Here is a 13,559-nt window from a genome sequence, read left to right on the forward strand (position 1 = left end):
TCCTGCAAAACCTTATTCTCCGGTAATCACGCTTTATTTCGAAAATCACACTGTATTTCGGTCAAACCATTCGTGTATTCGCCGCCGGAAGCACCGGCGGCGAGGCGGGCTTTATTATAGCAGTGTGAAGCTGTCGCTCTTCACCCGCTGCGAATCCAGACCGATCATCACATCAAATTTACCGGGCTCAACGACCTGCTGCATGCGGGCATTGTAGAACTTCAGCGCATCCTGATCGAGCGTGAAAGTAACCGTGCGGGATTCTCCCGGCTGTAGCATCACCTTCTCAAAACCACGCAGCTCTTTCAGTGGGCGACTGATGGAAGCCACGACATCGTGGAGATACAGTTGTACTACCGTTTCCCCTGCACGATTGCCGGTGTTTTTCACCGTGACGCTAGCGTTAATCGTCCCATTGCGCTTCATCGTCTGGCTGGACAAACGCACGTCAGACACGCTGAACGTGGTATAGCTCAGTCCATAGCCAAACGGATAGAGTGGCCCGTTGGCTTCATCGTAATAGTGAGAGGTATATTTACCTGGGTTTTCCGGCGTGTAAGGACGGCCTGACGGCAGGTGATTGTAATAAATCGGAATCTGCCCGACAGAGCGTGGGAAGGACATCGGGAGCTTGCCTGATGGGTTATAGTCACCAAACAGCACATCGGCGATGGCATTACCCCCTTCCGTACCGCTGAACCAGGTTTCCAGTAACGCATCAGCCTGCTGATCTTCACGCACCAATGCCAGAGGACGGCCGTTCATCAGCACCAGCACCAGCGGTTTACCCGTGGCTTTCAGTGCTGCGATCAGATCGCGCTGGCCTTGTGGCAGATCGATATTCGAGCGGCTGGACGCTTCATGCGCCATCCCAGCGGCCTCACCAACGACTGCGACCACCACATCCGCTTTCTTCGCGGCTTCTACGGCTTCATCGATCATCACCTGCGGTGGACGTTTATCCACCTGCACAGCATCTTCATATTGGTTCAGGAAATCGATGATGCCTTTGTGATTACTGACATTGGCACCTTTAGCATAGAGAATAGTGGCTTTATCGCCGACCGCATTCTTCAGGCCCTGATAAACAGTGATCGTCTGTTTCGAGACGCCCGCCGCGGACCAGCTTCCCATCGTATCGCGCTGGCTGTCAGCCAATGGCCCAACGACGGCGATCGTGCCCTGTTTTTTCAGCGGCAGCGTTTGCAGACGGTTTTTCAACAGCACCAGACTTTTACGCGCCACATCACGCGCATCCAGACGGTGTAAGCGGCTTTCCGCATTGGTATCCACCGGATCGGAACTCGCGACGCCCAAATGACGATACGGATCTTCAAACAGCCCCATATCATATTTCACGTTCAAGACCTGGCGACAGGCATCATCGATCTCCTGCCTGCTCACCGCCCCACTTTTCACCAGCTCTGGCAAATAGCGTACGAAATATTCGTCACTCATGCTCATGCCAATACCGGATTTTACTGCCAGACGCGATGCATCACGCGGATCGCTGGCAACGCCATGCTTAATCAGCTCTTTAATCGCACCGTGATCGGTAATGGTAATGCCTTTGAAATTCCACTGATCGCGTAGCACATCCTTCAGCAACCAGCTGTTTGAGGTGGCCGGTGTACCGTTGATGGAGTTCAGTGCAACCATCACGCCGCTGCTGCCCGCGTCAATCGCCGCTTTGTATGGCGGCATATAGTCCTGGAACATGCGCTGAGGGCTCATGTCCACGGTGTTATAATCACGTCCACCTTCAACCGCACCATAAAGCGCGTAGTGTTTGACGCTAGTCATCAGCGAGTGGCGTCCGGTTACGTCATCGCCCTGAAAGGATTTGACTACCACACCCGCGATTTTACTGGTCAGCCAAGTGTCTTCCCCAAAGCCTTCTGACACGCGGCCCCAACGTGGATCGCGGGTGATATCCACCATCGGTGCCCAGGTCATGTTCAGGCCATCTTCCGTCGCTTCATAAGCCGCCACGCGCGCACTTTTCGCAATCGCGTCCATATCCCAACTGGAGGCTAATCCCAAAGCAATAGGGAAAATAGTGCGTTGACCGTGCACCACATCATAGGCGAAAAACAGGGGGATCTTCAGGCGGCTAAGCTGCATGACCTGATCCTGCATTGCACGAATATCCTGACGGGTCACTGTATTAAAAATCGCGCCAACCTGGCCATTTCTAATCATTTCACGGATGGCTTCTTTCGGGTTATCCGTTCCGACGCTGATCAAGCGGAGCTGGCCGATTTTCTCTTCCAGCGTCATTTTCTTCAGTAAATCCGTGACAAACGCATCACGCTGCTGATGTGAAGGCGATATTGATGCCGGCACAGACGTCAATTCCTGCGCAAACACCGGATTACAGGCAAGTCCAATTGCTATAGTCAGTGAAGTAAGCCATTTCATTCGTTATAAAGACCCAGTCAATCCAGGCGTCAGAGCGTCAGATCAAAACGAGGCGCTGAAGCACAAGACAGGTTGAAGATTCCGACGGTCACATCCCTTCTCTGACAAGGCAAAAAACACCTTCTCCTGCCTTAAGCGAATAAGGTTTCCCGATAGAGGTTGCCGCACCGACGCACTCAAATGCACAGCGCGTAATATAGTGCATTTGTTGAGATTTCATTTAATAAAAACTGCAAGAATAATGCTAAACGATACGCATAATTCACATTCAACCTAAGCAAGCTGGGCAATAACGAGGAAAAAACGTACAGTAGGAAGCCACATGCGGCGGGCGGCTACCGACGCATGTGTATCTGGGAGAATTAACGCCGATGAGACTGCAAACTTAAGGCCCGATCGAGCGATCCAACCAGCCAGTCAATATCATGCTCTTGAAATGCTAACGGCGGGCGTAGCTTCAATACATTACCATGCGGGCCTGCAACCGATGTGAGGACACGTTCAGCACGAAGCTGTTCAACCACGTCCAGCGCCAGTGCTTTATCCGGCGCTTTTGTTTCTCGATCGCTGACCAGCTCAAAGCCGATAAACAACCCCGCCCCGCGCACATCACCGATACATGCATGACGGTCGGCAAGCAGCGTCAGCTCCCGCTGCAATTTTTCCCCGACAATGCGGCTATGTTCCTGTAAACCCTCCGCACGAATAACGTTTAATACCGCCTGCGCTGCCGCCATCGACACCGGATTCCCACCAAACGTATTAAAATAGGGAATTTCATCGCTAAAGGCCGCCAGCACATCGGCTTTTGCCAATAGCGCCGAAACCGGTATACCGTTGCCCATCGGTTTACCCAATGTCACGACGTCCGGCACAATACCATGCCGACCAAATCCCCAAAAATGCTCACCCGTGCGGGCAAAACCGGGCTGGACCTCATCGGCAATGAAAATACCCCCATTGGCATGCACCACCTCTATCGCCGGTTGCAGGTAGCCCGCTGGCCCCGGCAATACGCCATCCGAAGAAAAAATGGAGTCAGCCAGAAAACCAGCGAATTTGATGCCGTTCGCGGCCATATCATCAATTTGCAATTGAATTTGTTGCGCGAACCAGACGCCCAGATCCGCCGCCTTCACGCGATAACGATCGGGAGCTGGCACAAGACGCGTAGTCGCCGCCAGAGGTTGCCCGCTTCCGAGCGCAGGCGACGCACCGGACGTCAACTCGCTGGTCCCGTGGTAGGCTTCTCGACTCACAATAATACCGGTTCCGCCGCTGTAGGCTCGAGCTACACGGATCGCCAGATCGTTAGCCTCCGATCCGGTACACATGTACATCGCCTTATTGATAGCGGCTGGCACCGTGCTGAGAATATCCGCTGAGTAATCCAGAATTCGTTCGTGTAAATAGCGGGTATGGGTATTGAGCTGACGCATTTGCTCGTGAACGGCCTCAATGACCGCAGGGTGACAGTGCCCGATACTGGCGACATTGTTATAAACATCCAGATATTTATGCCCGGCAGCATCCCACAGATATTGCCCCTCACCGCGCACCAGATGCACCGGATTACGGTAGAACAAACGATAAGAATCCCCTAACACCTCGGTGCGCCTATTCGTCAGCCTACGCGTAGACTCATCCAGCGCATCCGCATGCTCAGTGCTAAAACTGTTGGTATCCATAATGGTTGAGCGTGTCGCCATAATGACTCCTGTATCAAGGTTGTGGCCCGACTGCGTATCACGTAGATAAAACGCATCGCGCATGTTCAGATAACACTCACCCTACACCAAAAGCAATAAAATACACAAATACAAAAAAATGCACTTTTTTGATGCACAAAAATGCCAAAAAAGTGCAATAAACTCATCACAAAAAAAGACACACTATTCAGTCCATTCGTTAATCACGTCACTCCACACACCGAATAAATCAGTAATGCATTGATTAAATTAATAATTAAAACAGAAAACATCATCAACGCAGAAGATGGCACGATTAGTGCTAAAACCTCATACCCCTCGTCATAAACACAAAAATACACAAAATGGCGATACACCATTCGAGACGAGGGGAACACCGATGCCAACATTTTCCACAACCGTAGGGGAACATTTATGAACCGATCTTTATTTCGTCGCGTTAGTCTGCTTACTGCGTTCACCTGTGCCACGCTGGTTAATGCTGCGGCACACGCGGGCACCATCACGGTCTATACCTCGCTAGAAGAAGATGAGATCAAAGATTACGTCGCACAGGCCAAGAAAGACTTGCCCGACCTGACCATTAACGTACTACGTTTGTCCACTGGCGACCTTGGCCCACGGATTCTGGCCGAATCCAAAAACCCGCAACATGACGTCATTTGGGGCTGGGCGGTGACCAGCGTGATGGACCCACAGCTCTCTGCATTATTAGAACCTTACGATGCCAAAGGCAGTGACAGTCTGGCAGCCACCTATCGCGCGCCGGATCACAAGTGGTTCGCAGCAACCGGTTATATGGCCGCCTTTTGCGTCAATACCGAAGCGCTAAAAGCCAAGAATCTTCCGGTGCCTGCATCCTGGCAAGATCTGACAAACCCGATCTATAAGGGGGAGATTGTGATGCCAAATCCCGTCTCGTCCGGCACCGGCTACCTGCAAATTGCCGCACTACTGCAAGCTAAAGGTGAACAAAACGGCTGGGCATTTCTGAAGTCGTTGGATGGCAATATCGCCCAATACACCAAGTCAGGCTCACGTCCGTGTAAAGCCGCACGCACAGGGGAATATGCCATCGGCGTGTCACTGGCTTTCGCCGCCATGCAGTCAATTGAAGAAGGCTACCCCGTCAAAATGGTGATCCCCAACGATGGTGCTGGCTATGAGTTAGAAGCCTCCGCCCTGATGACCGCAGCCAAAAATAAACCCGACGCCAAACGGTTCCTTGACTGGACACTTTCCAGCCATGCCGCCGCGCTGTACACCAAATACAAAGAGATCGTGACTATTCCTGGCGTTGAACAGTCCAAAGCCGCGCAAATGGCCGGGCTACCGGCCGATCTCACACACGTCCTCTACCCCGTGGACTTTACCAAAAGCGCCAACGATCGTGATGCCACACTGGCAACCTGGCAAAAATCCATCGGCCGATAACGGCCTGTATTCGCAGTAAAGGCTGCCGCGAAAAATCTGTTTAGCTTCGCGGCAACCGTAATTAAGAGGTCGCATTCATGGCACTGGTTATTCAAAATCTTCATAAAAGCTTTGATGGTTATGTCGCTCTCGATCGCATCAATTTGTCGATCGAAAATGCCGAATTTGTCTGCCTCCTTGGGCCTAGCGGCTGTGGTAAAACGACGTTGCTGCGCATTATTGCCGGGCTACTAAGCTGCGATGGGGGGAAAATCACGCTGGACGATCGCGATCTGGTTAACGTACCGGCAAGGGAAAGAGGCTTTGGCATCGTCTTTCAGTCCTATTCACTTTTCCCCCACATGACGATTGCGCAAAATATTGGTTATGGTCTCAAAATTCGCCAGACGCCTGCTGAGGAAATTACCGCACGCGTCAGCGATCTGTTGGATACCGTGCGCCTCAGCGGATTCGGCGATCGTTATCCTGCCCAACTTTCAGGAGGACAGCAGCAGCGTGTCGCTATTGCACGCGCGCTGGCCGTCAACCCTTCCCTGCTATTACTGGATGAACCGCTCTCGGCACTAGATGCACGCGTACGCGCCGGATTACGTCAGGAATTACGCGATGTGCAGCAGCGGCTCGGCATTCCGACCCTGATGGTCACGCACGATCAGGAAGAAGCGATGAGTATGGCGGATAAAATCATTTGTATGCACGGTGGACGCATTGTGCAAGAAGGGACGCCGCACGAACTCTATACCAGTCCACGCACGCGTTTCGTTGCCGAGTTCATGGGGCACAGTAATTTGCTGTCACGCGATGTCGTCAACACATGGATGCCAGAACTCCTCCCTTCCGCACAAGAGCCTGCGCTACCGGAAGGCGCTGAATTGTTTATCCGCCCGGAAAGGATTGCCCTACATAAAGCGGAAGGTGCAGAAGGACGCGTCATCAACACCAGTTTCCTCGGCAGTATCCAACGCATACAGGTGATATGGAAATCGCAGCCGCTATTAGTCGAGACCAGTAGTGCCGTGAACTGGAATCCTGGCGACCCCATTCATCTCTCGATTCGCGCAGAAGACTGCGCCTGGGTACAAGCATGAATCAGACACATCTTCCTCCGCAAACGGTCAGCGATCGCTGGCTTTCTCGTCTGTGTCTGTGGGTTCCGCTGCTGGCGCTACTCATGTTTTTCGGCATACCGATGCTAAGTATCGTCTGGCACAGCCTGTTGAACGATCAAAACGGGACTGTTGGGTTATCAAACTATTTGGCGTTGATGGACTCACCCGGTATCTGGCGGGCGACCGCAAACAGCCTGTTACTTGGCATCGTCACCACGCTGGTCACGCTTTTGCTGGGGTTTATTGTCGCCTATGGGTTGGAATGTACGGCGATGCCTGCAAAGCGTTTTATCGCATTTTCGACCTCACTGCCTATCCTTGCCCCCTCGCTGGTGTTGGGATTGGGACTGATTTTTCTGCTGGGAAGAAACGGCATCATCGGCAACATTATTGGCGTGCGATTGGATATTTATGGTTTCTGGGGGCTGTTGATCGCCAACGTCCTGTACGCGCTGCCACAGGCGATTCTGATCATTCGCACCACGCTGCGCCATAGCGATACACGCCAGTATGAAGCCGCTAACGTTCTGGGTGCCTCTGACTGGCGGCAGTTTCTGGACATCACCCTCCCCGGCCTGAAATATGGCTTGCTGAGTGCGGCCTTTGTTATCTTTACCATCACGATCACCGATTTCGGCAACGCGATTGTCATCGGTGGTAACTTCTCGGTACTGGCAACCGAGATCTATAGCCAGGTTAGTGGTCAAATGAAATTCGGCATGGGAGCTGTTGTCGGGATTCTACTCCTGCTGCCTGCGGCTGCCTCAATCTGGATAGAGCGCGCCACGACAAGGCGGCAGAAAGCCATCGGTTCACATGCCGCTATCCCGCACGTTCCGCAACCGCTGCGCACACGCGATATGTCGTTCTATCTGGCAACCATGACTATCGCACTCATGATTGTCACCGTTATCGGCACCGTCATTATTGCCAGCATGATACGCCTATGGCCATATCGTCTGGATCTGACGCTAAAACATTACGATATCGATCTCGCGGGAGGCTACACGCCACTATGGACGTCAGTTTGGATCTCGGCGCTGGCGGCAGTGGTCGGCACCGCGCTACTGTTCCTGCTCACCTTCGGCATTCACCGCCAGCCGGGCAAAGTTGCCAACACCGCCGTACTGGTTAGTGCATTGCCTGTTGCTGTTCCCGGCCTGGTGTTGGGGTTATCTTATGTGTTCACGTTCAATACGGCCGATCTCCCGTGGGGAATGCTGTATGGTTCGGCGCTGCTGGTGGCACTATGTAATTATTACCATTATCACACACAAGGCTACACCACGATGATGATGGGAATACGCAACGTGCCGCATGCGATGGAGGACGCCACAACTGTTTTAGGCGGCGGCGTAGTGCGTATTTTACGTGATGTCTACCTGCCAGCTATGCGCGTCACGCTGATTTCGGTCGCTATGTTTTTATTCATGCGCTCAATGGTTACACTATCAGCCGTGATTTTTTTGGTCACGCCGTCGTTGCCTTTAGGTGCCGTCACCGTGATGCGACTGGATGAAGCCGGCTTTACGTCACAGGCTGCCGCTTTTTCGACCTGTATTATGGGCATCGTGGCGGTGACCGCACTGCTTCTGCACCTGGTAACAGAAAAGCGGCAATCATGGTAACCGGTGTCACAACATTAACGAATGGACAGCTATGTTAGAAGAAACGCGGTTACATCGCATACAGGCCCTGCTCTCAACATTAAACCGGGTGAGCACCGAGAAGATTATTCAACATCTTGGTGTTTCGCGCGAAACCGTACGACGCGATATTCTCAAGCTGGAAGCGGCAGGGGCGTTACGCCGCGTTCATGGTGGGATCGTAGCCACAACGGAAGAGCCGGAACCACCGTTGTCCATTCGCAATACCGTGCGTGAAAAAGAAAAACAGGCGATTGCCCGTGCGGCGGTACAACAGCTACAGGCCGGGCAAACGCTGTTTATCGACGCAGGTAGCACCACCTCTCTGTTCGCCGACGAACTGCTTTCCATGCCGGGAATGACGGTGATTACCAACAGTCTCACCGTCGCGCAGAAACTTACCGCCACGGAGTCTGTCGCACAACATAGCGTGATACTACTCGGTGGATACATGGGAGCCTCAGCACAGGCAACCAGCGGCGATATCACAATCAATGAACTGGAACGCTACCGCGCCGACGTGGCGATCCTCTCTCCTGTTGGAGTGGATGCGACCTCTGGCGCGACCAGTTTTGCTCACCACGAAGCGGCAATTGCCCGATCGATGGTGCAACATGCCAGAACGCGAATTATCCTCGCAGATCACAGCAAGATTGGCATCACGAGCCGCGTGGTCTATGCCACCATGCAGGAAATCGACATGATCGTGACTGATACGCTTAGCGCAGACAAACCCGAACTCTCGTTACTCCAGAGGCATTGCCAGCAGGTTATCATCGCCTGATGAACCGCGATGAAACACCTTTCCTGTAGTTCATCGCTGGCCTCAAACCGGATTGTTCTACTCGCCACACGGGTGGGTAAATGCAGGGTGATTTCTACCGTCTTTCGTGCTAATGCTAAGGCTTCGCTAATGCAAGGAGCCTCAGACATGTATCAGTTGTACATCGCCAATAAGAACTATTCATCCTGGTCGTTACGCCCGTGGGTACTGTTGAAAACGCTGTCGATTCCTTTCGAGGAGAAGCAGGTTGTTTTTGCGCCGGGCATGGCACAGCCAGCGTTTAAGGCTTTTTCACCGACGGCAAAAGTCCCCTGCCTGATCGATGGCGAAACCACCGTCTGGGATTCATTGGCGATTACCGAGTATCTGGCTGAACAGCACCCCGACATCTGGCCTGCTGATGCCAAAACCCGTGCCTGGGCTCGCTGTGCCGCCGCCGAAATGCATTCCGGCTTTACCACACTGCGCAATACCTGCGCCATGAGCTGCGGCGTGCGCGTCAAGCTGAACGAGATATCTCCTGCTCTCAGCAGCGACATTACGCGTATCTCTGAGCTATGGCAGGAAGGATTAACACGATTTGGCGGGCCGTTTTTAGCGGGGAAACAATTTTCAGCGGTAGACGCGTTTTTTGCCCCCGTCGTTTTCCGTATCAAAACCTATCAGCTTACCGTCTCACCGGAAGCCGCCGCTTACTGCGAGCACTTGTTGGCATTGCCCGCGATGCAGCAATGGCTACAAGACGCCCTAGCTGAAACCTGGCGCGAAGCCGCGCACGAGGAAGAGGTAACAAATGCAGGTGAAGTGGTAAAGGATTTTCGCGCGCGCGCCTAACGCAATCGGTGACCCTTTCGGCCACCGTCAAAACGCCCCTCCCGGACACGGGAAGGGATCAGTCTCTTATTCGGTATCGATATTCGCCATGCTCTGCGGTTGGCGAGAAGCCAGCGATTTTTGTTTCTTATAGCTCAACGCGGCGGCGGGCACCTCGCTAACCTTACCGGTTTCAATCCACTTACGCAGGCGGTTAGCATCCGCAAAGTGCGTGTATTTACCGAATGCATCCAACACCACCAGCGCAACAGGTCGTTGATTAATGACCGTACGCATCACCAGACAATGCCCGGCCTGATTCGTAAAGCCCGTTTTGGTGAGCTGAATGCTCCAATCCGCTTTATAGACCAGATGATTAGTATTTCTGAATGGCAGGCTGTACGCCGGATGGGTGAACGTCGCCGTTTTTTCCTGTGTCGTGCTGAGCTGGCTCAGTAATGGATATTGCTTGCTGGCAATCAGGAGCTTGGTAAGATCGCGGGCGGTCGACACATTATTAATAGACAAGCCAGTTGGCTCGACATAACGCGTGTGTGCCATACCGAGTGCACGGGCTTTGGCATTCATCGCACGGATAAACGCCTGATAGCCGCCCGGATAGTGGTGCGCCAGACTGGCCGCCGCGCGGTTTTCGGATGACATCAGCGCCAGTAGCAACATATCACGGCGGCTGATCTCACTGTTCAGACGAACGCGCGAGTACACCCCTTTCATTTCTTTCGTCTGGCTGATATCGACAGAGATAATTTCATCCAGCGGCAGATTGGCATCCAGCACCACCAGCGCTGTCATCAGCTTCGTCACCGACGCGATCGGCACAACGACGTCAGGATTGCTGGAATAAAGAATATGGTTATCACTCAAATCCACCACCATCGCGCTACCAGAAGCAATTTCCTGATGCGCGCTGCCTGCGGAATACGTCGGCGCTTTCGCCACAGCCTGAGGCAACATCACAGCATGGGTTGACAGTACCAACAGGCCAAAAAGAGAAAGCTTAAAATTTTTAGTCATTCTTCAATAACTTAAACAGAATTCTGTTAAATGAAAGGGATAGGCATCGGCATTATAATTTACCGCCTCTCCCCACGCACTCATGCAGCAGAAAAAGCTTTGTGACAAATTTTGACAAACGATTTCATCAACATACTGTTTTTTATAGCATTATGTCAGAGACGGTCTTATTTTGCGCATCTGGCTAAGCAAACGCAGGCTGACACCGCTGAATATCCCGGCAGTCATCCCGCTCGCCGCGCCGGAAAACAGGCAGAACGCAAGATCGTGAGCCAATGTCGGAAAGTACGCCAATTGGACGGCAAAATAGAAGCGAGAGAAAAACGTCATTAGCATCAAGATCAACGGCCACCACGAACCCGTGCGTTGAAAACAGCGTGGTTCCGGCAAGTAGATTCCAGAGGTCTTCCCCCACATCCACCCCATACCCAGTCCACCCATCAGCATCAGTAGAAACCCGCTCGCCGCCGCAAGCGGGAGCATTAGCGTGTGAAAAATCGAGCTAATACCCCACACTGTAAACACCACTGGCACGACTAACATCTGCGCCAGGGATTGTCGCCTCGGCTGGCTGGCTTTTACACCAACATAAATCAGGTAACCCAAAATAGCCCACACCCAATAAGGCGTGTGGCGCAGAATAATCAGCAGGTTTTCCACGGCAATGCGATTCCTTTATCAACGATGCCTTTATGAGTGATGATAGTCACGTTGTGTTCAATCACGGTGTGACTTTTGCCTGTTCTAGCGCCTGTTTCACCGCATTAATTACGCCCTGGCTTGATAATGTGGCACCCGTTACCGCATCCACTTTGTTAATATCCTGCTTCTCAAGAAGCTCCGGCACAATTTGATCGGTCGCGCTCAGCATCATCGCCTCGGTATCACCATGCTTGAGCACTTCAGCATTGGCGAACTTCCCATCTTTGATGCTGACCGTCACTTCAACCTCTGCCGCCTTACCCTGTGCTTTACCGATGTAGGTGCCGTCTTTATATTGCGCCACATTACTGCCATGAACGGACAAAGAAAAAGCCATCACCACCGTGGCCAGCACCGCCGGAATAGATTTTTTCATCATTTTTCCCTATGTAAATAAAACAATAAAAGCAACCATTCAATAACCAAAAAAGAACAGTCAGTTAAAACCTAATAATTGGTAATAAGATTTCGTTTCAATATTATCCAATGACAATTGAAGCCGTAATGCACACTCTATACACCGATCTCTGAGTGCTTTCAACTGAGTTTCATCATCGGTCATCACGGATATTTCGACAAAATACCCAAGTGATTCAATATAATCGAGGGTAATATGGAAGGCGTTTAAAAAATAGATGCTGCGGATTTTATGAATTTCAAACAAGGGCTGATACCCTAACGTCTGTAACATACTGTCAGTTTTTTCAAAGGCTTCGACGTTAACCGCTTCGCAACGATCGGCTCCCGGCCCTTTAACAATCCAAAGTTTTATCCCCGATGGCTCCATGCGGCGCACCAGCATTTTGATATTTTGCTGCCGTAGTCGCTTCTCTGAGTCATCGTAATAAATATCATGTTCTTTATTTTCAAAGACGAAAGCTTCTGGGTGAAGACTAAAAAGCGTATTTCTAAAAACGGCTATATCGTCGATACGAAATTTAAGTTCAACTTCATATTTCCCTGTGAAATGTTCAACCATGTTCTTTCCCCTCACTGGATTCCCTGAAATAACATTGACTCTCCGCCACATCGTTCAGCGCGTTATTACGCTGCCATGCGGAAATTCAAGAAAATAATGATTCAGTCATCCGTAAAATAGATCATACAGGTAACATAATATGGCCAAATGGCCGTCCTCTCACCCTCCTTGGATTAACACCCTACGTCCCTATCACCGCGATAATATTATCGTGTTATTACCTTACAACGCCGGAGACCCACGCACCATCCCTACCAAGACATGCAGAAGCGCGACTATCCACCGATAATTTTCCAGAAAAAAATGCGGTCAGAATCGCACTGGACGCTGACCGCCGTTAATAGTAGCTGAGAAAGAAAAAACCGCTAGTTCTTCACGCAGCAACCGCAGGTAACAGCAAGATCAGTGCAGAATCGAAGCCGTGATGGTGCATAAACTCACGCAAAATAAGCAACCGGGCGGAAAAAGCGTTTTCTAGCGGAATGCCTTCCCAGCTAGCCGGGCTCCCTAGCATGACACGTTCCAGACGTTTAAATGTTCGTTCCATATCATCCTGCGGCAGCCGCCATCCGCCATCCTCTTCTTCTGCTCCAGAAATCTGTGCGATTGTCTCCAATGCAGGGTCGAAAGAGAACAAAGCGGAATTCGCAGGGATGTCGTGCCGAATACGCGTCACCTCATCTTCTACCGCCATGATCGCTAATTCCATCTCATCTGGCGTCGGGGGAAGATGCTTGAAAAACGTCGCCGCTGTTTTGTCAAAACCGATGGTCAGTTGCAGAATTGCCGACGGTTGTGATGCCGCCCCGCAAATGACAGTCGTCTGCTGTTCACCAATACAGAGCACCGTCACCGGAATATCCGGTGCGACACGCTGTCTGGCAAGCGCATACACATGCTGTAGGTTCACCTCATTGTCCATCACGA

12 protein-coding genes are annotated in these 13,559 nt (G+C 51.8%); 5 read left to right on the plus strand and 7 right to left on the minus strand.

Annotation, left to right across the window (positions count from 1 at the left end; all coding sequences use genetic code 11):
* Window positions 1-114 precede the first annotated feature (114 nt).
* Together bglX and A6301_RS17410 are read right to left on the minus strand one after the other, a co-directional pair.
* Complete coding sequence (gene bglX / locus A6301_RS17405) at window positions 115-2,421, minus strand: beta-glucosidase BglX (RefSeq protein WP_215484053.1); 2,307 nt, start codon at window positions 2,419-2,421, stop codon at window positions 115-117.
* Window positions 2,422-2,783: 362 nt separating this feature from the next.
* Entirely contained in the window at window positions 2,784-4,130 is a 1,347-nt protein-coding gene (locus A6301_RS17410) for an aspartate aminotransferase family protein (RefSeq protein WP_234258351.1), read from the minus strand.
* Window positions 4,131-4,544: 414 nt separating this feature from the next.
* On the opposite strand from A6301_RS17410, the gene A6301_RS17415 reads away from it, so the two are divergent.
* From A6301_RS17415 to A6301_RS17435, 5 genes are all read left to right on the plus strand, one after another.
* Window positions 4,545-5,564, plus strand: a complete 1,020-nt coding sequence (locus A6301_RS17415; RefSeq protein ID WP_234258352.1) for an ABC transporter substrate-binding protein — start codon at window positions 4,545-4,547, stop codon at window positions 5,562-5,564.
* A 77-nt stretch (window positions 5,565-5,641) separates the two neighbouring features.
* Window positions 5,642-6,652: an ABC transporter ATP-binding protein gene (locus A6301_RS17420; protein ID WP_215484051.1), complete on the plus strand. Its 1,011-nt coding sequence runs from the start codon at window positions 5,642-5,644 to the stop codon at window positions 6,650-6,652.
* Complete coding sequence (locus A6301_RS17425) at window positions 6,649-8,301, plus strand: ABC transporter permease subunit (protein ID WP_234258353.1); 1,653 nt, start codon at window positions 6,649-6,651, stop codon at window positions 8,299-8,301. The genes A6301_RS17420 and A6301_RS17425 overlap by 4 nt, the downstream gene beginning before the upstream one ends.
* A 31-nt stretch (window positions 8,302-8,332) precedes the next feature.
* Window positions 8,333-9,103, plus strand: a complete 771-nt coding sequence (locus A6301_RS17430) for a DeoR/GlpR family DNA-binding transcription regulator (protein ID WP_107167939.1) — start codon at window positions 8,333-8,335, stop codon at window positions 9,101-9,103.
* 147 nt (window positions 9,104-9,250) lie between these two features.
* On the plus strand, window positions 9,251-9,937 hold the full coding sequence (locus A6301_RS17435) for a glutathione S-transferase family protein (protein ID WP_234258354.1): 687 nt from the start codon (window positions 9,251-9,253) through the stop codon (window positions 9,935-9,937).
* A gap of 66 nt (window positions 9,938-10,003) precedes the next feature.
* Here the strand turns inward: A6301_RS17435 and pbpG are convergent, their stop codons facing one another.
* The 5 genes from pbpG to A6301_RS17460 all read right to left on the minus strand — a co-directional run bounded on the left by pbpG (window position 10,004) and on the right by A6301_RS17460 (window position 13,554).
* Window positions 10,004-10,951: a D-alanyl-D-alanine endopeptidase gene (pbpG, locus tag A6301_RS17440; protein WP_107167937.1), complete on the minus strand. Its 948-nt coding sequence runs from the start codon at window positions 10,949-10,951 to the stop codon at window positions 10,004-10,006.
* Between the two features lie 150 nt (window positions 10,952-11,101).
* Entirely contained in the window at window positions 11,102-11,611 is a 510-nt protein-coding gene (locus A6301_RS17445) for a DUF6622 family protein (RefSeq protein WP_234258355.1), read from the minus strand.
* A gap of 61 nt (window positions 11,612-11,672) precedes the next feature.
* Window positions 11,673-12,029, minus strand: coding sequence for an FMN-binding protein (locus A6301_RS17450; protein WP_370642256.1), 357 nt, complete (start codon window positions 12,027-12,029; stop codon window positions 11,673-11,675).
* 60 nt (window positions 12,030-12,089) lie between these two features.
* On the minus strand, window positions 12,090-12,632 hold the full coding sequence (cyaB, locus tag A6301_RS17455) for a class IV adenylate cyclase (RefSeq protein WP_107167934.1): 543 nt from the start codon (window positions 12,630-12,632) through the stop codon (window positions 12,090-12,092).
* Window positions 12,633-13,005: 373 nt separating this feature from the next.
* Window positions 13,006-13,554 (minus strand): hypothetical protein, encoded by a 549-nt coding sequence (locus A6301_RS17460; protein ID WP_107167933.1) that lies wholly within the window; start codon window positions 13,552-13,554, stop codon window positions 13,006-13,008.
* Window positions 13,555-13,559 lie beyond the last annotated feature (5 nt).

The sequence above is a fragment of the Pectobacterium sp. IFB5596 genome (assembly GCF_021432585.1).
In the GTDB taxonomy this organism is placed as follows: domain Bacteria; phylum Pseudomonadota; class Gammaproteobacteria; order Enterobacterales; family Enterobacteriaceae; genus Pectobacterium; species Pectobacterium punjabense.

Coding starts and splice junctions, on each gene's coding strand:
- A6301_RS17450 (WP_370642256.1), bottom strand. CDS start 12,029: ATGAAAAAATCTATTCCGGCGGTGCTGGCCACGGTGGTGATGGCTTTT.
- A6301_RS17430 (WP_107167939.1), top strand. CDS start 8,333: ATGTTAGAAGAAACGCGGTTACATCGCATACAGGCCCTGCTCTCAACA.
- A6301_RS17435 (WP_234258354.1), top strand. CDS start 9,251: ATGTATCAGTTGTACATCGCCAATAAGAACTATTCATCCTGGTCGTTA.
- A6301_RS17425 (WP_234258353.1), top strand. CDS start 6,649: ATGAATCAGACACATCTTCCTCCGCAAACGGTCAGCGATCGCTGGCTT.
- bglX (WP_215484053.1), bottom strand. CDS start 2,421: ATGAAATGGCTTACTTCACTGACTATAGCAATTGGACTTGCCTGTAAT.
- A6301_RS17410 (WP_234258351.1), bottom strand. CDS start 4,130: ATGGCGACACGCTCAACCATTATGGATACCAACAGTTTTAGCACTGAG.
- A6301_RS17460 (WP_107167933.1), bottom strand. CDS start 13,554: ATGGACAATGAGGTGAACCTACAGCATGTGTATGCGCTTGCCAGACAG.
- A6301_RS17415 (WP_234258352.1), top strand. CDS start 4,545: ATGAACCGATCTTTATTTCGTCGCGTTAGTCTGCTTACTGCGTTCACC.
- A6301_RS17420 (WP_215484051.1), top strand. CDS start 5,642: ATGGCACTGGTTATTCAAAATCTTCATAAAAGCTTTGATGGTTATGTC.
- pbpG (WP_107167937.1), bottom strand. CDS start 10,951: ATGACTAAAAATTTTAAGCTTTCTCTTTTTGGCCTGTTGGTACTGTCA.
- cyaB (WP_107167934.1), bottom strand. CDS start 12,632: ATGGTTGAACATTTCACAGGGAAATATGAAGTTGAACTTAAATTTCGT.